The organism is Buttiauxella sp., from assembly GCF_049686335.1.
Classification (GTDB): Bacteria; Pseudomonadota; Gammaproteobacteria; order Enterobacterales; family Enterobacteriaceae; genus Buttiauxella.
The window spans coordinates 91,745-115,769 of record NZ_JBAVHX010000025.1; the positions used below are offsets into that span (position 1 = coordinate 91,745).

Sequence of the window (24,025 nt, forward strand, 5' to 3'; positions counted from 1 at the left end):
TTATCTTAAGAAAGTATGTTAGCAAACGTTTGCTTTTACCATTCAGTCCGCTAAAATCACCGTTTTTTCACCAAGGGATAATTTCTGATGTCTGTTAATGCTGTTGAGTCTGAAGATGCGCAACCGATTGCTCAGGCTCGTTCCAGTGAACTGATTTACCGCCTCGAGGACAGACCTCCTCTCGCACAAACTCTTTTTGCTGCCGGTCAGCACTTGTTAGCGATGTTTGTTGCGGTGATCACGCCTGCGATGTTGATTTGCCAGGCCCTGGGACTTCCAGCCGAAGATACCCAACACATTATCAGTATGTCGTTGTTCGCCTCAGGTGTTGCATCGATTATTCAGATTAAAGCCTGGGGCCCGGTAGGTTCTGGGCTTCTGTCTATTCAGGGCACCAGTTTTAACTTTGTTTCTCCGCTGATTATGGGCGGTATGGCGCTGAAAAATGGCGGAGCCGACGTTCCGACAATGATGGCGGCCCTGTTTGGCACCTTGATGCTCGCAAGCTGTACCGAAATGCTGTTATCGCGCTTCCTGCACCTGGCTCGCCGCATCATCACCCCGCTGGTTTCAGGGGTTGTTGTCATGATCATCGGCCTTTCTCTGATTCAGGTTGGCCTGACGTCCATCGGCGGCGGCTATGCCGCGATGAGCGACCATACCTTCGGCGCACCGAAAAACCTGCTGCTTGCCGGTGCGGTGCTGCTGGTTATCATTCTGCTTAACCGCCAGCGCAACGCTTACTTGCGAGTGGCGTCACTGGTTATCGCCATGGCTGTGGGTTATGCGCTCGCCTGGGCGATGGGCATGCTGCCTGACGCTCCACCCACAGCAAACACCGACCTGATTATGGTCCCAACACCGCTGTATTACGGCCTGGGCATCGACTGGAATCTGCTTATCCCGCTGATGCTGGTCTTTATGGTGACGTCACTGGAAACCATCGGTGATATTACGGCAACGTCTGACGTTTCTGAGCAGCCGGTGTCTGGCCCGCTATATATGAAACGCCTGAAAGGCGGCGTGCTGGCTAACGGCCTGAACTCCTGTGTTTCTGCCGTGTTCAATACCTTCCCGAACTCCTGTTTTGGCCAAAACAACGGCGTGATTCAACTTACCGGTGTTGCCAGCCGTTATGTCGGTTTTGTTGTAGCACTGATGCTTATTGTTCTCGGCTTGTTCCCGGCCGTGAGCGGTTTCGTACAACACATTCCTGAGCCGGTATTAGGCGGCGCGACCATCGTGATGTTCGGCACCATCGCCGCATCGGGTGTGCGTATTGTCTCCCGCGAACCGCTGAACCGCCGCGCAATTATGATTATCGCCTTATCGCTGGCAGTCGGTATGGGCGTGTCTCAGCAGCCATTGATTTTGCAGTTCGCGCCGGAGTGGCTGAAAACCTTGCTCTCTTCCGGTATTGCTGCCGGTGGTATCACCGCTATCGTGTTAAATCTGATTTTCCCGCCTGAGAAAAATTGATGTACTTCACGCGCTGGTGATTTGTTAGCCCCAGCGCGTGTTCCCTCTCCTGACAATCCGATCCTTGAGCTATAACGGTAAATGGGGCATAACTCCCTTACCGAAACTTCATGGGATGGAAGACAATGAAATTTCTCGGAAAGCTAATTGTTGCGTTATTGGTTGTTGTACTGGTTGCGTTAATCGCCTCGTACCTTTTGCTACAAACTCGCTGGGGAGCGACCCAGGTCAGCAGTTGGGTCAATGAAAAAAGTGATTACACCTTCTCTTTCGAAGAGATGGATCACCGCTGGGCATCACCCATGCACATCAATCTGACCCATGTCACTTTTGGACGTAAAGGCCAGCCTGCCACGCTGGTTGCGCAAAACATTGATATCGGCCTGAGCTCACGGCAGATTTCAGAGCCCATGCACTTCGACAAGATCCTGCTACAAAACGGCACCCTAAATATCAGCCCGAATGCCGCACCGCTGCCATTCCAGGCGGACATGCTGCAATTAAACGATATGGCGCTTAACAGTCCCAATACGGAATGGGATTTACACGCGCAACGCGTTAACGGTGGCGTAATGCCATGGCAACCAGAGCCAGGCAAAGTTCTGGGGAAGACCGCAGATATTCAATTTAGCGCGGGCTCAATGACACTCAACGGCGTTCCCGCCACCAACGTCCTGTTGCAGGGAGCGATTAATAACGAACAGGTGACGCTCTCGACCATTGGTGCGGATATGGCTCGCGGCTCGCTCACGGGCAACGCTAATCGTCTTGCGGACGGTTCCTGGCAGATTGGTAGCCTGCGTTTGAACGACATTCGGCTGCAAACGGAAAAATCTATTACCGACTTCCTGGCTCCGCTCTCCACCGTCCCTTCGCTGAAAATTGATAGCCTGGAAGTGACTGATGCGCGGCTGGAAGGTAAAGACTGGGCGGCCACAGATTTAGACCTGAGTTTGCGCAACCTGACCCTGGCAGATGGGGGGTGGCGAAGTGATGACGGGCGGCTGTCGATGAATGCCAGCGACTTTATCAATGGCGATTTGCATCTTAATGATCCCATTGTGAATATCGATTTTAACGCGCAAACCGCCACGTTACGCCAGTTCACTTCGCGTTGGGAAAGAGGAATGGTTCGCGCCTCAGGCGTTTGGTTACGCAATGAGAAAAAACTGGCACTCGATGAGTTGGTTTTTGCCGGGATTGAATACACGCTGCCGGAAGACTGGAAAACTCGCTGGATGAAGCCGCTGCCGGAATGGCTGCAATCAGTGACAATTAAAAAGCTGTCGGCGAACCGAAATCTGGTTATCGATATCGATCCGGCCTTCCCATTCCAGTTCACCGCGTTGGACGGTACGGCAAATAATCTTGAAGCGGTACGCAACAGTCAGTGGGGGATCTGGAGCGGTAACGCCACGCTGAATGCCGCCTCAGCTACCTTCAATCGTGTAGATGTGCGTCGTCCGTCCATTTCGGTGACTGCCACAGATAGTCAGATTTCGATTACTGAGCTGAGTGCTTTCGCGGGTGAAGGGATGCTGGAAGCGACGGGCGCCATTTCGCAGGCTCCGCAGCGTAACGCTGCGGTCAATCTTCGAGGGCGTGCAGTGCCAGTAAACGTGTTGCAACAATGGGGATGGCCGGCATTGCCGATACAAGGTAATGGCAATTTACAGCTTTCCGTGACTGGCAGCCTGGCAGCGCAAACACCTCTGAAACCGACGGTGAACGGTACATTGCAAGCCACCGGAAACGATGGCAAACAAGTGCAACAAACTATGCAGAATGGAGAAGTTCCCGGCGCTTAAGCGGCGGGGATTACTCTTCCTCATTCCCTCCCTCTTCGAGAGGGCCAAAAGGTTTAGCTGGCAGCACCAGATAGACCCCTTCAAAAACAGCGCCCTGAGTATCATCGCCATAAAGCTCAACTTGCAACGCAACGCGAGCTTTGCGGCCACGCGCCAGACGGTCAAGATCGCCACTTAATGAACCCAGGTCGGCAATCGCTCCCGGCCTTCCGGTGATCGGGCTGCTATATCGGATGTGCGCATCGGCGAGAATAATCGTGCCGCCGAGATGACGTTCGCGGAGCATCAACCAGATCAATCCCCAGCCCGTCAGCGTGGCCAGAGAAAACAGGCTGCCCGCAAATAACGTCTGGTGGGGATTTTGATTGCCTGCTTCCGGCATGGTGGTAATGAATTTCTGCCCGGTGTATTGCAGGATACGCACACCCATTTTTTCACTTAATGGAATATGCTGATACCAGGCTTGTTGAAGCTGCCCGCACCAGTCAGCCCGATGGAGAATGTCATCCAGCGAGGCAACCGGTTTAATCATCAAATAATGGCGAATAGGCGTCGTTGAAGGCGTGGTGATTTCGCCCTGATTCTCAAAACCCAGCTTGGCAAAAAATTCTACGGCATCTTCACGTGCGCTACACACCACACGTTTGACCCCTTCCTGGCGTGCGACAGACTCAAGCGTCATCGCGACCAGCGTGCCCAGCCCTTTATCTTGTACTGACGGGTGAACCGCCATAAAGCGGATAGCCGCTTCGTTATCGGCATTAATGTACAAGCGGCCAATGGCAACAATATTCCCTTCTTCATCCACCACCATTTGGTGATGAGCCATGGCATCCCAGGCGTCACGCTCGGAGCCTTTGGGTTGATGCAGAGGCTTTCGCAGCATCTCCCAGCGAAACTGGTAATAGAGCTCAAGCTCTTCTTCGGTTTGCGGTACGCGAAGGTGATACATACATGTACTCTCTCTTGTTACGCGGGACCGTAAATGCTGTGGACTCAGACCTGTAGCCAAAACGTCACAGGACCATCGTTGGTCAGGCTTACCTGCATATCTGCGGCGAAGCGTCCTGTTTCGGCTACGATGCCTTGTTGTCGACAGCGTTCAACAAAGTATTCATACAACTCTTCAGCAAGTTGTGGTGCAGCACCACCCGAGAAACTCGGACGCATACCGCGTTCGGTATCGGCTGCGAGGGTAAACTGCGAAACCACCAGCACACTGCCACCCGCTTGCTGTACATTCAGGTTCATTTTGTCGTTTTCATCGCCAAAAATACGGTAACCCAAAACCCGTTCACAAAGGCGATTCGCTTTCTGTTCGTTATCTTCTTTTTCGACACCCAATAACACTAAAAGTCCTGGGCCAATTTCACCCGTCACTTCACCCGCCACGGTGACGCGAGCGTGGGTGACGCGCTGAATTAATGCAATCATGGTTCTTCCAATTCTTCCTGCTGTGATTCGATGCGAAGTTTTCGGTAATCGCCGAGAGTGACAGTAATTTCGGCGCCGAGCAATACGATACACCAGGTCCAATAGACCCAGACGAATAAAATGGGGATCACGGCTAATACGCCGTAAATCAATTGGTAAGAGGGAAACATAGTGATGTACAGAGCAAAGCCCTTTTTGCCCAGCTCAAATAAAAGGGCGGCCACCAGCGAGCCAATCAATGCATCACGCACCGGAACCCTTGTGGTGGGGACAATGCTATAGAGCATCCAAAATGACAGCCAGGAAAGCAGCAATGGGAAAACCCGCAACACGATATCAATCGTGCTGTTAAAACCCGTCGCCCAGCGCAACGACAGCAGATACGAGCTAATCGCCAGACTCGCCCCAGCCAGCAAAGGCCCAAGGGTTAAAATCATCCAGTAAACAGCAAAAGAGTAGATTTTTGGCCGGATGCGCGTGCTGCGCCAGATGGTATTAAGTGCGCTATCGACGGCATACATCAGCAATAATGCGGTGACAATCAGCCCGCAAGCTCCCACCGCCGTCATCTTATTTGAGTTAGCAACAAACTGTTCGATGTAACGCTGGATGATATCGCCGGTTGCGGGCAGAAAGTTTGAGAATACAAAATGCCGTAACTGAACGCTGACGTCGGCAAACATTGGGAATGCCGCAAACAGTGCAAACACCACTGCAACCAGAGGCACCAGCGAGAGCAATGATACGTAGGCAAGGTTCCCTGCAAGCGTGGTCATATTGTCCTGGTCGATACGGTGCCAGAGCAATTTTCCCCAGGCAATACAGGGGCTGAGTTTGTGACTCATTTTGCGACTAACGTCTTTTATCATAGGCCTTTTGCGAAGTAGCCAGGTACGGTGTCTTTTCCGGTCACCAAAATGCTGGTGATACCCAACTGTTGAGCTCCTTTAATATTATCGGCGTTGTCGTCAAAAAAGACTGCCTCACTCGCAGAAAAACCTTCTGTTTCGAGGAGTTTTTGATAAATCTCTACATCCGGTTTACGCATACCCATTTCCTGAGACAGGTAGATTTTATCTGCCGCCTCAGCAATTTGCGGATATTCCCCCGGCCAGAAATAGGTGTGTAAACGGTTAGTATTGGAGAGCACAACAACGCGATGCCCTTGTTCGCGAAGCTTGTTCATCACCGCAATGACGTCAGGGCGTATCCCAACAAAGACAGCCTGCCAGCCAGCAGAAAATTGGTCGAAGCTCAGAGCCATGCCCATCTCTTCACAGACCGTTTCGGCAAACTCTTCATCACTGATTTGCCCACGCTCGTGACGCTTGAACGCATCCCCCATCACAAAGCTTTTTTGCAAATTCGCTAGCGGTACACGGCTGTAATCGCTCCATACCCCCATCACGCGATTGAAGTCGATATCAACAATGACGTTGCCTAAATCAAAGATATACAGCATGAGCCTCTCCTTTGCGTATGGACAAATAACTGTAGCGGTTATCAGAGAAGGTGGATAGTGCGGGTTACAACAGCAGCTCAACGAATGCGAGCTTGATCGTTAATCAGTGAAACGTGACCGCAAGATAACCGCTATGAAAAGCCAATGCCTGATATTTCACGGTTACATCGCCAGGTATTATCCTTTGCGACGCTTACTGTGCTAGTCGTGCTATTCCTTAGCCACCGACTCAGACACCACATGGGACTTTTTTATAAGTTAAATGAACATCGTTTTATGCAAATCATTGATTAGTTGAAGGGTTGGTAGATGACGCTGGCGCTTATCCACCCTACGATACTGCGAGCAACAGAGCAAAAAAAAGCCCCACCTTTGCAGGCAGGGCTTCAATGCTTTGCAGGAAAGAAACTTACGCTTCTTTGCTACCACGACCCGCGCGTTTGCGGTCGTTTTCTGTCAGGTGACGTTTACGAATACGTACGGACAGTGGAGTAACTTCTACCAGTTCGTCGTCATCGATGAACTCCAGAGCCTGCTCAAGAGTCATTTTCTGAGCTGGAACCAGTGTAGTCGCTTCGTCAGTACCGGACGCACGCATGTTGGTCAGTTTCTTACCGGTCAGGCAGTTAACAGTCAGGTCGTTAGAACGACTGTGAATACCGATGATCTGGCCTTCGTAAACTTCAGCACCGTGACCCAGGAACAGCTTACCGCGATCCTGCAGACCGTACAGAGCAAACGCAACCGCTTTACCCTGGCCGTTTGAGATCAGCACGCCGTTCTGACGCTGGCCAACTTCGCCCTGACGAATATCGTCGTAATGGCTGAAGGTGGAGTACAGCAGGCCAGTACCAGAAGTCATGGTCATGAATTCGTTACGGAAACCGATCAGACCACGGCTTGGGATCACGTAGTCAAGACGTACGCGGCCTTTGCCGTCTGGATTCATGTTTTTCAGGTCGCCTTTACGCTCACCAAGTGCCTGCATTACAGAACCCTGGTGTTGCTCTTCGATATCAAGAGTCACGTTTTCGAACGGTTCCTGCTTACGGCCATCGATTTCACGGAAGATAACTTTCGGACGGGACACAGCCAGTTCGAAACCTTCACGACGCATGTTTTCGATAAGAACAGACAGGTGCAGTTCGCCACGACCGGATACACGGAATGCATCCGCATCTTCGGTTTCTTCAACACGCAGTGCAACGTTGTGCACCAGCTCTTTGTTCAGGCGGTCAAGGATCTGACGGGAGGTAACGAATTTACCTTCTTTGCCACAGAACGGAGAGGTGTTGACGTTGAAGAACATGGAAACAGTTGGTTCATCAACAGACAGTGCAGGCAGCGCTTCAACATTTTGCGTATCGCAAAGGGTGTCGGAGATGTTCAGTTCGCCCAGACCGGTGATCGCGATGATATCGCCTGCTTCGGCTTCGGTGGATTCAATACGCTCCAGACCGAGGTGAGTCAGCACTTTGCCAACTTTACCGTTACGAGTTTTACCTTCGCTGTCGATGATAGTGATTTGCTGGTTAGGCTTCACTTTACCGCGTTTGATGCGACCGATACCGATTACGCCAACGTAGTTGTTGTAGTCGAGCTGGGAGATTTGCATCTGGAACGGACCATCAAGGTCAACGCTTGGTGCTTTAACGTGGTCAACAATCGCCTGGTACAGCGGGGTCATGTCTTCCGCCATATCCGCGTGATCGTTACCCGCGATACCCATCAATGCAGATGCATAGATGATTGGGAAATCGAGTTGCTCGTCGGTAGCTTCCAGGTTTACGAACAGGTCGAACACCTGATCAACAACCCAGTCAGGACGCGCACCAGGACGGTCAACTTTGTTAATTACAACAATCGGCTTCAAACCATGGGCAAATGCCTTTTTGGTTACGAAGCGCGTCTGCGGCATTGGGCCATCCATTGCATCAACGACCAGCAGAACGGAGTCTACCATGGACATTACACGTTCAACTTCACCACCGAAGTCGGCGTGCCCAGGGGTATCAACGATGTTGATACGGTAGTCATTCCATTTGATAGCGGTGTTTTTAGCGAGGATGGTAATCCCACGCTCTTTCTCCAAATCGTTGGAGTCCATCACGCGTTCAGTAGCTTCAGCACGTTCGTTACTGAAAGTACCAGATTGCTGCAGCAGCTTATCAACCAGGGTAGTTTTACCATGGTCAACGTGCGCGATGATGGCGATATTACGCAGATTTTCGATCACAACTTTGCCTCAGGCATTTAGAAATAGCGCGTTATTGTACACGTATTAATCGAAGGACAGAACAGGATCACAAAGAACCTTTACAAACAATGTTGAAAGTAAGGGTTTGTGATCGCTTTCACGGAGCAAAAAAGGGAGCCATAACGAAAATTGCACCAATATGGTGCTCAAATCTCAGATTGAAGCACTACATTGGTGCAAACTATCCATCATGGTGCATCCCTTTTGCACTATAGTGCGCATGATAGCGCCTTTTTAGGGTAATTTAAAAGTTGGCACAGATTTCGCTTTAATCATTTCAGGGCGAATAGCCAAACGAAGAAAGTTTTGAACACCTCGTTACCACGACGACAATGACCAATCCGGGAGATTTAAGTATGTCCGCTGAACACGTATTGACGATGCTGAATGAACATGAAGTGAAGTTTGTCGATCTGCGCTTCACTGATACCAAAGGCAAAGAACAGCACGTCACTATCCCTGCTCACCAGGTGAACGCTGACTTCTTCGAAGAAGGCAAAATGTTTGATGGCTCCTCGATTGGTGGCTGGAAAGGTATCAACGAATCTGACATGGTTCTGATGCCAGACGCATCTACCGCTGTCATTGACCCGTTCTTCGCTGATTCAACTCTGATCATCCGTTGCGACATTCTTGAGCCGGGCACCATGCAAGGCTACGACCGCGACCCACGCTCCATTTCTAAGCGTGCAGAAGACTACCTGCGTTCAACCGGTCTTGCGGATACCGTTCTCTTCGGGCCAGAACCAGAGTTCTTCCTGTTCGATGACGTTCGTTTTGGTAGCTCAATTTCTGGTTCCCACGTTGCTATCGATGATATCGAAGCTGCATGGAACACTGGTACTAAATACGAAGGCGGCAACAAAGGTCACCGTCCTGCTGTTAAAGGCGGTTACTTCCCGGTTCCACCCGTTGACTCAGCTCAGGACCTGCGTTCTGCAATGTGTCTGACCATGGAGCAAATGGGCCTGGTTGTTGAAGCTCACCACCACGAAGTGGCAACTGCTGGTCAGAACGAAGTGGCTACCCGCTTCAACACCATGACCAAAAAAGCAGATGAAATTCAGATTTACAAATATGTCGTGCACAACGTTGCTCACGCATACGGCAAAACTGCGACCTTCATGCCAAAACCAATGTTTGGTGATAACGGTTCCGGTATGCACTGCCACATGTCTCTGTCTAAGAACGGTGTAAACCTGTTCGCTGGCGACAAATATGCTGGCCTGTCTGAGCAAGCGCTGTACTACATCGGCGGTGTTATCAAGCACGCTAAAGCAATCAACGCCCTGGCTAACCCAACCACCAACTCCTACAAGCGTTTGGTCCCGGGTTACGAAGCTCCAGTTATGTTGGCTTACTCAGCGGCTAACCGTTCTGCTTCTATCCGTATCCCAGTGGTTGCGTCTCCGAAAGCACGTCGTATCGAAGTGCGCTTCCCAGACCCAGCGGCTAACCCGTACCTGTGCTTCGCAGCGCTGCTGATGGCTGGTCTTGATGGTATCAAGAACAAAATCCATCCGGGCGAAGCGATGGACAAAAACCTGTATGACCTGCCTCCAGAAGAAGCAAAAGAGATCCCACAAGTTGCTGGCTCTCTGGAAGAAGCACTGAACTGCCTGAACGAAGACCGTGAGTTCCTGACTGCGGGTGGCGTGTTCACTGATGACGCAATTGATGCATACATCGCGCTGCGTCTTGAAGAAAACGACCGTGTGCGTATGACTCCACACCCAGTCGAGTTCGAACTGTACTACAGCGTTTAAGATCTAAAGCTCAGCGAATTTTATGTCGCAGCTGCGACGTGAAAGTCGCTGATGATTGTTGCCGTGGAAACTTTTAGCCCATCTCTGATGGGCTTTTTTCTCCACAAATAACCTGCTGCAACAATATCTTTTGCACGCAGGAAACTATAATGCACCATCATTGTGCAAATTATCGGAGACTGCTGTATGGCAACCGGCACGCTGCCTGATGCTGGGCAGATCCTGAATTCTTTAATCAACAGCATTTTACTGGTCGATGACGAGCTGGCGGTGCATTACGCCAACCCGGCTGCACAGCAACTTTTGGCGCAAAGTTCGCGCAAGCTGTACGGCACACCACTACCAGACCTGTTGAGTTACTTTTCACTCAATGTTGGCTTGATGCAGGAAAGTCTGACTGCAGGCCAGGGTTTTACCGATAACGAAGTCACGCTGGTTATCGATAGCCGCTCCCATATTCTTTCTCTGACTGCACAACGTTTACCTGAAGGTTTCATCCTGATGGAAATGGCGCCGATGGATAATCAACGACGTTTAAGTCAGGAACAGTTACAGCAAGCGCAGCAAATTGCCGCTCGTGACTTAGTTCGTGGGCTGGCGCATGAGATTAAAAATCCACTGGGTGGATTACGCGGCGCGGCGCAATTACTGGCAAAAGCCTTACCTGACCCTTCGCTCACTGAATACACCAAGGTGATTATTGAGCAAGCTGACCGCCTACGTAATCTGGTGGACAGGCTGTTAGGCCCGCAGCAACCAGGAATGCACGTCACTGAAAGCATTCATAAAGTCACAGAGCGTGTGATGAAACTGGTGTCGATGGAGTTGCCAGCGAATGTGACTCTGGTGAGAGATTACGACCCAAGTTTGCCTGAGCTGGCGCATGACCCCGACCAAATTGAACAGATTTTACTGAATATTGTGCGTAACGCGCTTCAGGCGTTGGGCAGTGACGGTGGTGAGATTGTGTTACGCACGCGTACCGCATTTCAAATTACGCTGCACGGCACTCGTTATCGCCTGGCTGCACGCATTGATGTTGAAGACAACGGTCCGGGTATTCCGGCCCATCTGCAGGACACACTATTCTACCCAATGGTGAGCGGACGTGAAGGAGGGACGGGGTTAGGTCTTTCTATTGCACGCAACTTGATCGATCAGCATTCGGGAAAAATCGAATTTAACAGTTGGCCAGGTCATACCGAGTTTTCGGTTTACCTGCCTATTCGTAAGTAGAGGTCTTTATGCAACGAGGGATAGTTTGGATCGTTGATGACGATAGCTCCATCCGTTGGGTGCTGGAACGCGCTCTGACAGGGGCTGGTTTAAGCTGCACCACATTTGAAAGTGGCAATGAAGTCCTGAATGCTCTTGCAACCAAAACCCCGGACGTTTTGTTATCTGATATTCGCATGCCCGGCATGGATGGTCTGGCGCTGCTAAAGCAGATTAAACAACGCCACCCGATGTTGCCAGTCATCATAATGACGGCTCATTCAGACCTTGAAGCAGCGGTGAGCGCCTATCAACAAGGGGCATTTGATTACCTGCCAAAACCTTTTGATATTGATGAAGCCGTGGCACTCGTTGAGCGCGCCATCAGCCATTATCAGGAACAACAGCAACCGCGTAATGTGCAGGTTTTTGGGCCGACGACCGATATCATCGGTGAAGCCCCTGCCATGCAGGATGTGTTTCGTATTATTGGCCGCTTGTCCCGGTCATCAATAAGTGTGCTGATTAACGGCGAATCCGGTACTGGTAAAGAGCTGGTTGCACATGCTTTACATCGCCATAGCCCACGGGTGAAATCACCTTTTATCGCGCTGAATATGGCCGCAATCCCCAAGGATTTGATTGAGTCCGAGCTGTTTGGCCATGAGAAAGGGGCGTTTACCGGGGCTAATCAAATTCGCCAGGGCCGATTTGAGCAAGCCGACGGCGGCACGCTGTTCCTCGATGAAATTGGTGATATGCCACTTGATGTGCAAACGCGTTTACTGCGCGTGTTAGCGGATGGTCAGTTTTATCGTGTTGGCGGCTATGCGCCTGTCAAAGTTGATGTGCGGATTATTGCTGCGACTCACCAGAATCTGGAGTTGCGCGTGCAGGAAGGGAAATTCCGTGAGGACTTATTCCATCGCCTGAACGTCATTCGCGTGCATTTGCCTCCGCTGCGTGAACGCCGTGAAGATATTCCACGTCTGGCTCGCCATTTTTTGCAGGATGCGGCGCAGGAGTTAGGTGTGGAAGCAAAGCTGCTCCATCCCGAAACAGAAACAGCGTTAACGCGTCTGGCGTGGCCTGGAAACGTTCGTCAACTGGAAAATACCTGTCGCTGGTTGACGGTCATGGCGGCGGGCCAGGAAGTGTTGATTCAGGACTTACCTGCAGAGCTATTCGAGACCACGATTCCCGATAGCCCGGCGCATTCTCAGTCCGATAGTTGGGCAACATTACTGGCGCAATGGGCAGATCGGGCGTTACGTTCCGGTCATCAGAACTTACTCTCTGAGGCTCAGCCAGAAATGGAGCGCACACTGCTGACAACTGCGTTACGCCACACGCAAGGGCATAAGCAGGAAGCTGCAAGGCTGCTGGGTTGGGGACGTAATACCCTGACGCGTAAGCTCAAAGAGTTGGGAATGGAGTAGAAATTGCAGGGGATAAGCCAATGTCATCCAGCATTTTGGTGGATGACACTGCGTTTATCCACCCTACAAGATCAAACGTAACTCACCTGTAGGTCGGATAAACCAGCGTCATCCGACCAAATCAAATAACGCGGGAGAATTGCTGCAGTCGCGCTTTCTGGCGCAAGTAACTATCAAAACACATGCAGATATTTCGGATTAGCAGGCGACCTTTTGCCGTAACCTGAATGTGTTTGCCGTCTATATCCACCAGCCCGTCCTTCGCGAGCGGCGCCAGCAATTTCAAATCTTCTGCGAAATACTCTTCTGCATTCAGATCCCAAAGCTCTTCAATTTCTGCAAGGTTAAGCTGGAAGTTGCAAATCAGAGCTTTGATAACGTCACGGCGAATACAGTCATCGCGGGTTAATGCCAGGCCGCGCCATAGCGCATCGCCTTGCTGATCAATCTGTTGGTAATATGTTTTCAGCTCTTTCTGGTTCTGCGCGTAGCAGTCGCCAATCATGCTGATGGCGGAAACGCCCATCCCCAACAGATCCGTATCGCCCTGCGTGGTGTAACCCTGGAAATTGCGGTGCAACTTCCCTTCGCGCTGGGCAATCGCCAGTTCATCATCTGGACGTGCGAAATGGTCCATACCAATAAACTGGTAGCCAGTGGCAGTGAGGGAGTTGATGGTCTCTTGCAGAATATCGAGTTTCTGCTGGGCGCTCGGTAAGTCGGCATCTTTAATTTTGCGCTGCGCCGCAAACAACGTCGGCAAATGCGCATAGTTAAATACGCTGAGGCGATGTGGGCTTAACTCAGCAACACGCTTGAGCGTGAAAGCAAAACTTTCTGGTGTCTGTTTTGGCAGACCATAAATCAAATCGATATTGGTCGATGTGAAGCCCAGTTCGCGCGCGCGTTGAATCAAGGCGAAGATAAACTCTTCATCTTGCTCACGGTTTACCAGACGCTGAACTTCTTTGTTGAAATCCTGCACTCCCATACTCAGGCGGGTAAAACCTTCCTGACGCAGGTGGTCCAGCACATCAAGCTCGATTTCACGCGGATCGATCTCAATAGACAGCTCGGCGTCTTCATTGAAATTAAAATGACCACGTAGAAGCCCCATCAAACGGCTTATCTGGGTTTTACTGAGATAAGTGGGTGTCCCACCACCCCAATGCAGTTGACTGACGTGACGGCTCTTAAAGAGCGGTGCACGATGGGCAATCTCTTGCTCAAGCGCATCAAGGTATTGATCAGCCTTATGGGTCTGGCGAGTGACGATTTTATTGCAGCCGCAGAAGTAGCACAGTTTGTGGCAGAACGGGATATGAACATACAGCGACAGCGGGCGCTCAGGGTAACGAGCCACTGCTTGTAGAAACGCCGCCTCGCCGAAGTCTTCTGAGAACTCCAGCGCGGTGGGGTAAGAGGTATAACGCGGCCCTGAATAATTATATTTCTGGATCAGGGCCAGATCCCAATCGATTAACTGCTCAGACATACTCACTCCCTCCGGTGATGCCGCATTCGTTGACGGCGCAACGATTTTTGTAATCGCGACAACCGCCGTAGTTTAACGAATAACCATAGCAGATAACACACCAGCGGAATAACCACGAAAAGAACAGGTAATCCCATTGAGGTAGACCGTTAGTCCGTGCCCTTGAGCAAGCGCATCAGATCATCACCCTTCTCTTTTTCTTCTTCGTCATCATCGTAAGCGATACCGAGTTCTGCCATCAGTGCATCGATGCGATCAAGCTTAGCGTTCACCCAGGCCTGCTCTTCTGCATTGAGGGTTTCACCTTCTTCAAGACGTTCCAGTAACGCATCCAGGCGTTCATCATTCTCCAGCAAATCCAGCTCAGCCTGCGGTGTTAGCATAGGTTTCTCGCTTTTAGGTTTCTGCTGTTTAGGTTTTTTGACCTGGACTTCAGTTACGCCCAGGGCGACTGGTTTTTTACTGCCAATGCGCGGATCTTTAGCCTGACTGCTGCCACTTCCACTTTTCGCTTGTGTACCGCCCGTTGCGCGACTACCCGCAGCGTGGCCACTGTGCTTTTTGTCACGTTTGCGATCGCGAGCTTCACGATCAAGCTCTTCACGCGTTTTGCGGCGTGCTTTTGAAGGTTTAGAACCAGGTACTGCTGAGTTTTGTTGCTTCATAATAATTTGTCTTGAGCCGTTTTTATTCAGTATAGAATTGCGGCGGAATCTAGCAGAAAGCAAGCAAAGAAAAAAGGCGGCAGGTTAACCTGTCGCCTTTTTCTTGTCTCTGGACCTTTATCTGGTCACACAATCCCTGTTTGCGCTCGACGCCCTGTCTTTCCTTTGCAAACAACTTCCGTGTAAATCCTTGTCCTTATTAAACGTCTCCTGACGTTGCCTCCTGGCAATTTCCTGGTTCTTCGCCTTCCTGACGATCCTGAACCCTCATCCTGAGTTGCTATCCTTTGTGGCTCTCCTTTGCCTGTGCCGCTAACTTTACTCTTACCCATTAATTCTACAAGATGACTATTTGTGTTAAGGCATTTGTATAATCCTGCAAAACAAGCATAACCAACTGTTATGTTTAATCTTTTAATTATGTCTGCATCAATCAATACTGCGTTGTCTGTCAGATTGAATGGTCAATGTCCTACAAACCTCGGGCGGATTTCTGTAATCCTGTAAGCATTGCCGAGAAACACGGCGTTTTCCCCATGTTCAGGTATAATCCCCCACAATGCTCATCCTGAGGGAGACAACCGTTTTGACAAACTGGAATTATCAACTGACCCACTTCGTGCTTAGCGCACCGGACATTCGCCATTTACCTTCTGATACCGGTATTGAGGTTGCTTTCGCAGGCCGCTCTAACGCAGGGAAATCTAGCGCATTAAATACGCTGACCAATCAGAAGGCACTGGCGCGAACCAGTAAAACACCAGGCCGTACTCAGCTCATCAACTTGTTTGAAGTCGCTGAAGGCAAACGAGTGGTGGATTTACCGGGTTACGGCTACGCCGAAGTACCGGAAGAAGTAAAACTGAAATGGCAGCGTGCGCTCGGCGAGTATCTGCAAAAGCGTAATAGTCTGAAAGGCTTAGTCGTGTTGATGGATATCCGTCACCCGCTTAAAGACCTTGATCAGCAGATGATTCACTGGGCTGTTGCCAGCAACATTCCCGTGATGTTGCTATTAACCAAGGCTGACAAGCTGGCTTCCGGCGCTCGTAAAGCACAGTTAAATATGGTGCGCGCCGCAGTGGTGGACTTTAACGGTGACATTCAGGTTGAGGCGTTTTCTTCACTGAAGAAAATCGGTGTTGATGTGCTGCGTCATAAGCTTGATGGCTGGTACAACGATATCCCACCAGCAACCGAAGAAGACAGTGTAGAAGAAGACGACGACGAAACCTCTGGGGAATAAACCTGGAACAGGCACGGTTCATCCGTGCTTTTTTCTGACTCGCGCCCAATAAAAAACGCCCCAGTCATTACTGACTGGGGCGGCTAAAATATTCAGCCAAATCCGATTACGTGAAGTAAAAGGTCTGAAAGATAGAACATCTTACCTCTGTACCCTACGCAAATAACTCTACTCCTTTTTATTCGGATGAAAAAGTACTTTTTGTAGTTTTTTTTCACCCTTTACACACCAATCTTGAAGCATCATCACAAAAAGCTATGACTTATGTTCTTTAGTTACAGAACTCACTTCAAATTAGTGCGCTTCATCCCAATTTGCACCACTCCCAACTTCCACCAGCAACGGCACATCCAGTTTCATGCTGCCTTCCATCAGTTCGTGGATTTTCTTCGATACGGCATCCAGATCATCCTGATGAACTTCAAATACCAATTCATCGTGTACCTGCATGATCATTTTTACGCGTGGTTTATCTTTCTCAAGCCAGGCATCAACCGCTATCATCGCGCGTTTGATGATGTCCGCCGCCGTTCCCTGCATAGGGGCGTTGATAGCCGCACGTTCAGCACCAGCACGACGTGCCGCATTGCTAGAATTGATGTCCGGTAAATACAAACGACGCCCGTCCAGCGTTTCGACATACCCCTGCTCTTTCGCCTGCTTACGGGTGCGCTCCATGTATTCCAGCACGCCTGGGTAGCGCTCAAAATAAAGATCCATGTACTTCTGCGACTCTTTACGCGGAATATTGAGCTGGCGTGACAAGCCAAATGCACTCATGCCGTAAATCAGACCAAAGTTAATGGCTTTAGCGCTGCGGCGTTGCTCACCAGAAACGCTCTCCAACGGAGTACCGAAAACTTCAGAAGCGGTAGCGCGGTGAATATCTTTGCCTTCGGCAAATGCAGTCAGCAGGCCTTTATCACGAGATAAATGCGCCATGATGCGTAGTTCGATTTGCGAGTAGTCGGCAGAAACGATCAAATAATCTTTCGGAGCAATGAAGGCCTGGCGAATACGACGCCCTTCTTCATTACGCACCGGAATGTTTTGCAGGTTCGGTTCAGTAGAAGACAAACGCCCGGTCGCAGCCACAGCCTGATGATACGAAGTGTGTACGCGTCCGGTTTTTGGGTTAATCATTAGCGGTAGCTTATCGGTATAAGTCGATTTCAGCTTTGCTAAACCACGGTGTTCAAGAATCACTTTAGGCAGCGGGTAATCCAGAGCCAGCTCTTCCAGCACTTCTTCAGAAGTTGACGGCGCGCCACCAGGAGTTTTCTTCAGCGGCTTAATGCCCTGCTTTTCAAACAAAATAGTCTGGAGTTGTTTCGGAGAAGAGAGGTTAAACGGCTCGCCTGCAATGTCGTGAGCCAGGATTTCCAGCTCCGCCAGGCGTTTTGTCAGTTGTTCAGAATGAGTATGCAAAATAGCAGGATCGATTTTGACACCATTGCGTTCAATGCGTGACAGCACCGGCACAAGCGGCATTTCGACATTTTTAAAGATGCTTAATGGTCCTTCACGCTTCTCAAGCTTTGGCCACATTTTAAGGTGTAACTGCAAGGTCACATCTGCATCTTCTGCGGCATAACGTCCAGCTTGCTCAAGATCGATCTGGTTAAAGGTCAGCTGCTTTTTACCTTTACCGGCAATCTCTTCGAAGGTGATGGTGGTGTGCTTCAACCAGCGAGACGCCAGGCTGTCCATATCATGGCGACCAGCCACGCTATCAAGAATGTAGGACTCGAGCATGGTATCGAACGCAATTCCACGCAGCTCAATATCGTAGTTCTGCATGATGCCGCGGTCATACTTCAGGTTCTGCCCGACTTTAAGGAGGCTTTCATCCTCAAGCAATGGCTTCAAAAGCTCCAGGGCACGCTCGCGAGTAATTTGCACCGGAGCATCTAAATAGTCATGTGCGACAGGGATATAGCACGCAACACCCGGCTCGATAGCAAATGAAAGCCCCACCAGGTTCGCACTGATGTTATCCAGGCTGTCGGTTTCCGTATCAAAAGCAATGACAGGCGCTTTCTTCAGCCGGGTGATCCATTCTTCCAGCACGCTTTCATCAAGAATGGTGACGTAGTTGTCATAAGAAAGTGCGTTGGCTGGCTCTTCCGGTTCAACTTCAGCTTCAATAACAATGGTTTTAGGTGATTGGGCTGCCGGTTTCGCGCCCTTAGCCTGCATCCACTTGCCCGCTTCAACGTCCGTAATCCAGCGTTTAAATTCGTACTGTTTGAACAAGCTGAGCAACTCTTCATCGGCCGGCTGCTGCACTTCTAATTGCTCGCAACCTAGCTCGAGCTCAACATCCGTTTTGATGGTAGCCAGTTTATAGGAGAGGTAGGCAAGGTCTTTGCTCTGCTCAAGTTTCGCCGCCATGGTTTTCGCGCCACGAAACGTTAACTCTGCGATTTTTTCTGGATTGGCATACAGCGCGTCCAGTCCACCTAAACCTTGCAGTAGCGCCTGTGCGGTCTTTTCACCCACGCCCGGGACACCAGGAATGTTATCGGATGAGTCGCCCATTAAAGCCAGGAAATCGATAATCAGCTCTGGAGGCACGCCATACTTAGTGCGAACTTCTTCCGGGCCAAGGATTGTGTTCGTCATAGTGTTGATAAGCGTAACGCCTGGAGTCACCAGCTGCGCCATGTCTTTATCACCGGTACTAATCAGTACCGGACGTCCAACACGTTCCGCCTCAAGCGCCAGCGTGCCGATAACATCGTCGGCCTCGACACCTGAAACCGCTAGCAGAGGCAAACCCATGGCTTTCACCATCGCATGGAGAGGCTCTATTTGCGCACGAAGATCGTCAGGCATGGGTGGGCGGTGTGATTTGTAATCCTCAAACAACTCGTCACGGAAGGTTTTACCTTTAGCATCAAACACCACAGCGGCGTGAGTCGGCTGGTACTGCAACAGTAAGCTACGCAGCATGTTCAGTACGCCGTACATTGCCCCTGTCGGTTCACCTTTGCTATTGGTCAGCGGTGGAAAGGCGTGATAGGCACGATAGAGATAAGAGGAGCCATCAACGAGGATAAGTGGGTTTTGCGCGATCTGAACCATAATGTTCCGTTCCGTGACTGGTTTTAGTTTATCGGTAAAGGATGCCATAGCCTGGCTGAAAACATGAACTTTTGAGGAAGATAAGGTGAAAAGTTTTGTTGATCTTCGAGATCGGCCTCAAGATCAATATTGTGGATAAGTTTGTGCATAATTCTTTAAGCAATTGATTGCTCGTTCAGAAGGAAATCATCAGCCCCATAAATATCAATGTTTTTCAATGAATTACAATTTGTCTATCCACTTAGAAGACATATTGCTCATGATCGACAAATGTGGATATAAAAATAAATTATGTTTTAGACCGATATTATTCAAAGTCTTTGGTATGTGGATTTTTTATTAGCAGTTTTAGCCTCATCGCTGGTGATAAAATTCTGATAAAATTCGGCCCTATTATCCTATTCCCAGCGCCCGCCCCCCTTTAACCATCTGAAAATTTTATTTATGTCGAGATTATTCGCCGCGATAACTTTGATTCTGAGTGTCGCTCTTACTATCGTGGTCACTGTCGCCTGCTCAGTACCTATTATTATTGCCGGCATCATCAAACTGCTTCTCCCAATACCTGTCATATGGCGCTCAATCTCGGTATTTGCTGATTTCATGATGTATTGCTGGTGCGAAGGATTAGCCTTTTTGCTCAGGCTGAACCCACATCTGAAATGGGATGTTGAGGGTCTCAACGAACTCAGCAAGAAAAACTGGTATCTACTGATTTGTAATCACCGAAGCTGGGCGGATATCGTCATTTTGTGCGTGCTGTTCCGCAAACATATCCCAATGAATAAGTACTTTTTAAAACAACAGCTCGCCTGGGTGCCATTTATGGGCCTGGCTTGTTGGGCATTAGATATGCCTTTTATGAAACGGTACTCGCGCGGCTATTTATTACGTCATCCGGAACAGCGTGGTAAAGACGTCGAAACCACTCGCCGTTCTTGTGAAAAATTCCGCTCCCATCCAACGACCATTGTGAATTTTGTCGAAGGCTCTAGATTCACTAAAGATAAGCGCATACAGACTCGTTCAGCGTTTAAAAACCTGCTTCCACCAAAAGCAGCAGGGATCGCTATGGCTCTCAATGTGTTAGGGGAACAGTTCGATAAGCTGCTGAATGTGACGCTTTGTTATCCTGAAAATGCACAAAAACCCTTTTATGACATGCTGACCGGGAAAATGACGCGAATTGTGGTGAGGGTGTCACTGGTGCCGATTGCAGAGGATCTGCATGGCGATTATGTGAATGACAAAGCTTTTAAGCGTCGCTTCCAACAATGGTTGAATGGGTTGTGGCATGAAAAAGACGAGCTGCTGACGGACATCAAGCAAGAGAAGAAAGCCGGTCAATGACCGGCTTTTTTACTATTTCTGTTCTACCAGGAATTTGGCTACAGCAGCATATTGCTGAATGAACACGTCCATATTGCTGGTGTCCATGCCCTGTGGATTCAACTGATATTTGCCGTTTACGAACATCGCTGGAACGCCCTGCAATTGCAGATCTGCTGCAGCTTTTTCTTGTTGAGCAACCAGTGATTTCACAACAAAACTGTTCCAGGCAGCATCGTACTCTTCAGGTTTAATACCAGCATCGATGAACACCTGACGGATATCAGCAACGTTTTGAACCTTCTGAGTTTTCTGCACCGCTTCAAACATTGGAGCGGTAATTTTGTCTTCCACGCCCAATGCCATCGCAACAGCCCATGCCTGAGTTAAATCCTTGCCCAATGGGCCGAGGAACTCAACATGGTATTTAGTCATTTTGGTGCCTTCTGGCAGCTTTTTCTTCACAGTATCAGAGACATGAAGAACTTCTTCAAATTGATAACAATGTGGGCAGTAGAAGGAGAAGAACTCTAAAACTTGCGGCTCACCTGCGACCGGTTTTTCTAAAGTAATAAACTCTTTTCCATCTTTAAATTGCGCGGCAGACACGCTGAATGCCAGGATCATCCCCGCCAGCGCCAGCCAAATCTTTTTCATCATTAAATCTCTCCTGAATAAATACTGATTAATACATTGGCGTTAATGTTAGTGGTGGTTCACGCAGAACCCGTACCTGCTCTGTAAAAGTCGCAGTTTGTCTTCGCCAGTAATCTTCGTCTGTAAGCCACGGAAAATTTCTGGGGAAAGCGGGATCATCCCAGCGTCGAATTATCCACGCGAGATAATAGACCATCCGCATTGCACGTAAAGGTTCTATGAGTGCAATTTCGTCTGAATCAAATGGGGCAAATTCTTCATATGCTTCGACAATCATTTCCAGCTGCATTCTCTGCTCGGCTTTGTCACCATTGAGAAGCATCCAGATATCCTGAATTGCCGGGCCATTTCGGGCATCATCCAGATCGACAAACAATGGGCCATCACGCCAGAGGATGTTCCCTGGGTGGCAATCGCCATGCAGTCTTAATGGCTGAAAATCGGTATGCCAACGAAGTTTAACTTCTGCTATTAATGCATCTGTTGCGCTAAGAAAACTCTTCTTGAGGGCAGATGGAATCAGAAGTGTATGCTCAAAGAGTTCGCGCGGCTCAAATAAGTATTCATTTAAACCCATCTCAGGACGCGCCGAAAATGGCTTACGCCGACCGGTTTGATGGATACGGCCAAGATAGCGGCCCACCCACTCCATCTGATCAAGGTTATCCGTTTCGTACTGTCTTCCCCCCAGGCTCGGGAACACGGCGTACATAAACCCGTTATGGCGTAATAGCGTGTTGCCGTTGAAATGCAGGGGAGCGGCGACCGGAACCTCATCAGCCAGCAACTCTAGTGCAAACTGATGCTCTTCTTCTATCTGCTCAGGTGACCAGCGATGAGGGCGATAAAACTTAACCACATAACGTTTACGATCCTCGTCCTGAAACTGATAGACGCGGTTTTCAAAACTGTTTAATGGGGTCAAGCCGGAATCCACCCGTATACCCTGTTCGAACAGGGCATCCATGATGGTATCCGGATGTAGTGTTTGAAAATTGAAAGCGCTGTCTGTCATCCAGCCAACCAACCAACTGTAAATACGAATAGATTAGGATAACATTTCATCGCCGTTAAAGTGGGCCGGCTTACAAGCTTTTACTCTTTAATTACGCCGCGTGCGCGTAATAATGCAGTCTTAAAATCTTCTTCAAAGTCTTTCTGAATTCCAGGAATAACAGCATCTTTCGCAGAATCACGCATTTTCAGATGATAAATAAGCACGTCATCAGTGAGATCAGTTAATTCACCGGTATAGCCTGACTCTTTGCTGAGTTTCTGCAAAAATTGAATCAAGTTGAGATCCGGCTCTTTCTGCCATGCGGGCTGAAGTAGCTCGAGCAGTTCGTTAAGACGTTTACATTTCATGATTGTGCTCCTTTCACATGAGAGATGACACACGTTAGCAGGCTCAAACCCACATTAAAAGAGGCGATATTAGTGAGATGTTTAACGGAAGTGACTGGTGTGGTTCTGGCTGGAGGAAGAGCCACGAGAATGGGGGGCAGGGATAAAGGGCTGATATGCTTGAATGGCCGGCCATTGGTTGAGCATGTCATCAGAAAACTCGCTTCTCAAGTCAATAATGTGGTGATCAGCGCTAATAGAAATATTGATGCATATCAGTCTCTTGGGTTACCCGTTTTGAGTGACACTTTGCCTGATTTTCCCGGCCCGTTAGCTGGAATGCTGTCAGCCATGCAGAAACTCGACGGCGAGTGGTTTTTATTTTGCCCTTGTGATACGCCCAATATCCCGGACCATCTGGTAGAAAAACTTTGGGAGCAGAAAGGGGGGTCTTGTGCCGTATGGGTTAATGATGGTGAACGAGATCATCCTACCCTCGCTCTTATGCATAAGAAGCTTGCAGCATCGCTGGAGAATTATCTGGCTTCGGGCGAGCGGCGGGTAATGTATTTTTTACGACAGTCTGGCGGTCGTGCCGTTCTATTCCCGAACCAGATGCAAAACTTCATCAACGTGAATTCACCTGATGATCTCGCCCAATGGGAAGGAAAATAGATGATACCTTTAATCGCTATTGCCGCCTGGAGTGGTACCGGTAAGACAACGCTTCTTAAGCAACTGATCCCTTTACTCATTCAACGAGGGATCCGTCCTGGGCTAATCAAACATACTCATCATGATGTGGATGTCGATAAACCTGGCAAGGATAGCTACGAATTGCGAAAAGCCGGGGCGGCACAAACGATTGTGGCCAACAATAAGCGTTGGGCATTAATGACTGAAACGCCTGAGCAAGAAAAACTGGATTTACACTGGCTTGCCAGCCGAATGGACACAACCTCAATCGATTTAATATTGGTTGAAGGTTTTAAGCATGAAGCGATACCTAAAATCCTGCTTTATCGTTCAGGACTCTCGCATAGCATTGATGAGCTGGAAATCGACAGCAATGTTATTGCCATTTCGAGTGATGTCCCGATCCCGAATGCAACAATTCCCGTTCTGGATATTAATTTACCCATCCAGACTGCTGATTTTATTGCTGATTGGATTAGTAAATGAGTCTTGCCTGCGTTGTAGCGGGCTTTTTTTTTATAAATTACTCGTATCATCCGGATACTCGCCCCGGAGGGGCCGCCGTAAACGGCGTTCAAATTGTTCCAGACAATTTTGTCACAGACAGCAAAAATCCCTGTACGTCAGTACAGGGCTTTTCACTTGA

The 24,025-nt window shown here is 49.4% G+C and carries 20 protein-coding genes; 9 read left to right on the plus strand and 11 right to left on the minus strand.

From position 1 onward, the window contains the following. The first annotated feature begins 87 nt into the window (after nucleotides 1-87). Together WBL83_RS16725 and WBL83_RS16730 are read left to right on the plus strand one after the other, a co-directional pair. Nucleotides 88-1,479 carry a nucleobase:cation symporter-2 family protein gene (locus WBL83_RS16725; RefSeq protein ID WP_424590204.1) on the plus strand — a complete coding sequence of 464 codons (1,392 nt, stop codon included), beginning with the start codon at nucleotides 88-90 and terminating at the stop codon, nucleotides 1,477-1,479. A gap of 125 nt (nucleotides 1,480-1,604) precedes the next feature. Further along, nucleotides 1,605-3,287 carry an AsmA family protein gene (locus WBL83_RS16730; RefSeq protein WP_424590205.1) on the plus strand — a complete coding sequence of 561 codons (1,683 nt, stop codon included), beginning with the start codon at nucleotides 1,605-1,607 and terminating at the stop codon, nucleotides 3,285-3,287. Between the two features lie 10 nt (nucleotides 3,288-3,297). On the opposite strand, the gene fabY is transcribed toward WBL83_RS16730, so the two are convergent. From fabY to typA, 5 genes are all read right to left on the minus strand, one after another. Further along, a complete protein-coding gene (fabY, locus tag WBL83_RS16735) occupies nucleotides 3,298-4,239 on the minus strand; it encodes a fatty acid biosynthesis protein FabY (protein ID WP_424590206.1) in 942 nt (313 codons plus the stop codon). 44 nt (nucleotides 4,240-4,283) lie between these two features. Further along, nucleotides 4,284-4,721: a D-aminoacyl-tRNA deacylase gene (dtd, locus tag WBL83_RS16740; RefSeq protein WP_064541860.1), complete on the minus strand. Its 438-nt coding sequence runs from the start codon at nucleotides 4,719-4,721 to the stop codon at nucleotides 4,284-4,286. Continuing rightward, nucleotides 4,718-5,590 carry a virulence factor BrkB family protein gene (locus tag WBL83_RS16745; protein WP_424590207.1) on the minus strand — a complete coding sequence of 291 codons (873 nt, stop codon included), beginning with the start codon at nucleotides 5,588-5,590 and terminating at the stop codon, nucleotides 4,718-4,720. The genes dtd and WBL83_RS16745 overlap by 4 nt, the downstream gene beginning before the upstream one ends. After that, nucleotides 5,587-6,183: a glucose-1-phosphatase gene (gene yihX / locus WBL83_RS16750; RefSeq protein ID WP_424590208.1), complete on the minus strand. Its 597-nt coding sequence runs from the start codon at nucleotides 6,181-6,183 to the stop codon at nucleotides 5,587-5,589. Before yihX ends, WBL83_RS16745 begins: the two co-directional genes overlap by 4 nt. A gap of 409 nt (nucleotides 6,184-6,592) precedes the next feature. Then, the gene (typA, locus tag WBL83_RS16755; protein ID WP_424590209.1) at nucleotides 6,593-8,419 is read right to left on the minus strand and encodes a ribosome-dependent GTPase TypA; all 1,827 of its coding nucleotides are present in this window, start codon (nucleotides 8,417-8,419) and stop codon (nucleotides 6,593-6,595) included. 377 nt (nucleotides 8,420-8,796) lie between these two features. Here typA and glnA point away from each other — a divergent pair, with 377 nt between their 5' ends. From glnA to glnG, 3 genes are all read left to right on the plus strand, one after another. Next, the gene (glnA, locus tag WBL83_RS16760; RefSeq protein WP_424590210.1) at nucleotides 8,797-10,206 is read left to right on the plus strand and encodes a glutamate--ammonia ligase; all 1,410 of its coding nucleotides are present in this window, start codon (nucleotides 8,797-8,799) and stop codon (nucleotides 10,204-10,206) included. Nucleotides 10,207-10,392: 186 nt separating this feature from the next. Further along, nucleotides 10,393-11,442 (plus strand): nitrogen regulation protein NR(II), encoded by a 1,050-nt coding sequence (glnL, locus tag WBL83_RS16765; RefSeq protein ID WP_424590211.1) that lies wholly within the window; start codon nucleotides 10,393-10,395, stop codon nucleotides 11,440-11,442. Nucleotides 11,443-11,450: 8 nt separating this feature from the next. Beyond that, the gene (gene glnG / locus WBL83_RS16770; RefSeq protein WP_424590212.1) at nucleotides 11,451-12,860 is read left to right on the plus strand and encodes a nitrogen regulation protein NR(I); all 1,410 of its coding nucleotides are present in this window, start codon (nucleotides 11,451-11,453) and stop codon (nucleotides 12,858-12,860) included. Between the two features lie 121 nt (nucleotides 12,861-12,981). Here glnG and hemN read toward each other — a convergent pair whose 3' ends face one another. Beyond that, nucleotides 12,982-14,355, minus strand: a complete 1,374-nt coding sequence (hemN, locus tag WBL83_RS16775) for an oxygen-independent coproporphyrinogen III oxidase (RefSeq protein ID WP_424590213.1) — start codon at nucleotides 14,353-14,355, stop codon at nucleotides 12,982-12,984. A 149-nt stretch (nucleotides 14,356-14,504) separates the two neighbouring features. After that, complete coding sequence (gene yihI, locus WBL83_RS16780) at nucleotides 14,505-15,020, minus strand: Der GTPase-activating protein YihI (protein WP_424590214.1); 516 nt, start codon at nucleotides 15,018-15,020, stop codon at nucleotides 14,505-14,507. A gap of 586 nt (nucleotides 15,021-15,606) precedes the next feature. Here yihI and yihA point away from each other — a divergent pair. Beyond that, on the plus strand, nucleotides 15,607-16,266 hold the full coding sequence (gene yihA / locus WBL83_RS16785) for a ribosome biogenesis GTP-binding protein YihA/YsxC (protein ID WP_424590215.1): 660 nt from the start codon (nucleotides 15,607-15,609) through the stop codon (nucleotides 16,264-16,266). A 294-nt stretch (nucleotides 16,267-16,560) separates the two neighbouring features. Here the strand turns inward: yihA and polA are convergent, their stop codons facing one another. Next, on the minus strand, nucleotides 16,561-19,353 hold the full coding sequence (gene polA, locus WBL83_RS16790; protein WP_424590216.1) for a DNA polymerase I: 2,793 nt from the start codon (nucleotides 19,351-19,353) through the stop codon (nucleotides 16,561-16,563). A 444-nt stretch (nucleotides 19,354-19,797) separates the two neighbouring features. Here polA and WBL83_RS16795 point away from each other — a divergent pair, with 444 nt between their 5' ends. Then, complete coding sequence (locus tag WBL83_RS16795) at nucleotides 19,798-20,703, plus strand: acyltransferase (protein WP_424590217.1); 906 nt, start codon at nucleotides 19,798-19,800, stop codon at nucleotides 20,701-20,703. A gap of 12 nt (nucleotides 20,704-20,715) precedes the next feature. On the opposite strand, the gene dsbA is transcribed toward WBL83_RS16795, so the two are convergent. From dsbA to WBL83_RS16810, 3 genes are all read right to left on the minus strand, one after another. After that, nucleotides 20,716-21,339, minus strand: coding sequence for a thiol:disulfide interchange protein DsbA (gene dsbA / locus WBL83_RS16800; protein WP_424590227.1), 624 nt, complete (start codon nucleotides 21,337-21,339; stop codon nucleotides 20,716-20,718). A 28-nt stretch (nucleotides 21,340-21,367) separates the two neighbouring features. Continuing rightward, nucleotides 21,368-22,354, minus strand: a complete 987-nt coding sequence (locus WBL83_RS16805; RefSeq protein WP_424590218.1) for a serine/threonine protein kinase — start codon at nucleotides 22,352-22,354, stop codon at nucleotides 21,368-21,370. Nucleotides 22,355-22,434: 80 nt separating this feature from the next. Further along, a complete protein-coding gene (locus tag WBL83_RS16810; protein WP_424590219.1) occupies nucleotides 22,435-22,704 on the minus strand; it encodes a YihD family protein in 270 nt (89 codons plus the stop codon). A 24-nt stretch (nucleotides 22,705-22,728) separates the two neighbouring features. On the opposite strand from WBL83_RS16810, the gene mobA reads away from it, so the two are divergent. Both mobA and mobB read left to right on the plus strand, forming a co-directional pair. Next, nucleotides 22,729-23,358: a molybdenum cofactor guanylyltransferase MobA gene (mobA, locus tag WBL83_RS16815; RefSeq protein WP_424590220.1), complete on the plus strand. Its 630-nt coding sequence runs from the start codon at nucleotides 22,729-22,731 to the stop codon at nucleotides 23,356-23,358. Then, nucleotides 23,359-23,865: a molybdopterin-guanine dinucleotide biosynthesis protein MobB gene (gene mobB, locus WBL83_RS16820; RefSeq protein WP_424590221.1), complete on the plus strand. Its 507-nt coding sequence runs from the start codon at nucleotides 23,359-23,361 to the stop codon at nucleotides 23,863-23,865. Nucleotides 23,866-24,025: the final 160 nt, after the last annotated feature.

Excerpts from the sequence above, each read along its gene's own strand:
- WBL83_RS16725 (WP_424590204.1), top strand. The coding sequence starts at position 88 with ATGTCTGTTAATGCTGTTGAGTCTGAAGATGCGCAACCGATTGCTCAG.
- WBL83_RS16730 (WP_424590205.1), top strand. The coding sequence starts at position 1,605 with ATGAAATTTCTCGGAAAGCTAATTGTTGCGTTATTGGTTGTTGTACTG.
- fabY (WP_424590206.1), bottom strand. The coding sequence starts at position 4,239 with ATGTATCACCTTCGCGTACCGCAAACCGAAGAAGAGCTTGAGCTCTAT.
- dtd (WP_064541860.1), bottom strand. The coding sequence starts at position 4,721 with ATGATTGCATTAATTCAGCGCGTCACCCACGCTCGCGTCACCGTGGCG.
- WBL83_RS16745 (WP_424590207.1), bottom strand. The coding sequence starts at position 5,590 with ATGATAAAAGACGTTAGTCGCAAAATGAGTCACAAACTCAGCCCCTGT.
- yihX (WP_424590208.1), bottom strand. The coding sequence starts at position 6,183 with ATGCTGTATATCTTTGATTTAGGCAACGTCATTGTTGATATCGACTTC.
- glnA (WP_424590210.1), top strand. The coding sequence starts at position 8,797 with ATGTCCGCTGAACACGTATTGACGATGCTGAATGAACATGAAGTGAAG.
- glnL (WP_424590211.1), top strand. The coding sequence starts at position 10,393 with ATGGCAACCGGCACGCTGCCTGATGCTGGGCAGATCCTGAATTCTTTA.
- glnG (WP_424590212.1), top strand. The coding sequence starts at position 11,451 with ATGCAACGAGGGATAGTTTGGATCGTTGATGACGATAGCTCCATCCGT.
- hemN (WP_424590213.1), bottom strand. The coding sequence starts at position 14,355 with ATGTCTGAGCAGTTAATCGATTGGGATCTGGCCCTGATCCAGAAATAT.
- yihI (WP_424590214.1), bottom strand. The coding sequence starts at position 15,020 with ATGAAGCAACAAAACTCAGCAGTACCTGGTTCTAAACCTTCAAAAGCA.
- polA (WP_424590216.1), bottom strand. The coding sequence starts at position 19,353 with ATGGTTCAGATCGCGCAAAACCCACTTATCCTCGTTGATGGCTCCTCT.
- WBL83_RS16795 (WP_424590217.1), top strand. The coding sequence starts at position 19,798 with ATGTCGAGATTATTCGCCGCGATAACTTTGATTCTGAGTGTCGCTCTT.
- dsbA (WP_424590227.1), bottom strand. The coding sequence starts at position 21,339 with ATGAAAAAGATTTGGCTGGCGCTGGCGGGGATGATCCTGGCATTCAGC.
- WBL83_RS16805 (WP_424590218.1), bottom strand. The coding sequence starts at position 22,354 with ATGACAGACAGCGCTTTCAATTTTCAAACACTACATCCGGATACCATC.
- WBL83_RS16810 (WP_424590219.1), bottom strand. The coding sequence starts at position 22,704 with ATGAAATGTAAACGTCTTAACGAACTGCTCGAGCTACTTCAGCCCGCA.
- mobA (WP_424590220.1), top strand. The coding sequence starts at position 22,729 with ATGACACACGTTAGCAGGCTCAAACCCACATTAAAAGAGGCGATATTA.
- mobB (WP_424590221.1), top strand. The coding sequence starts at position 23,359 with ATGATACCTTTAATCGCTATTGCCGCCTGGAGTGGTACCGGTAAGACA.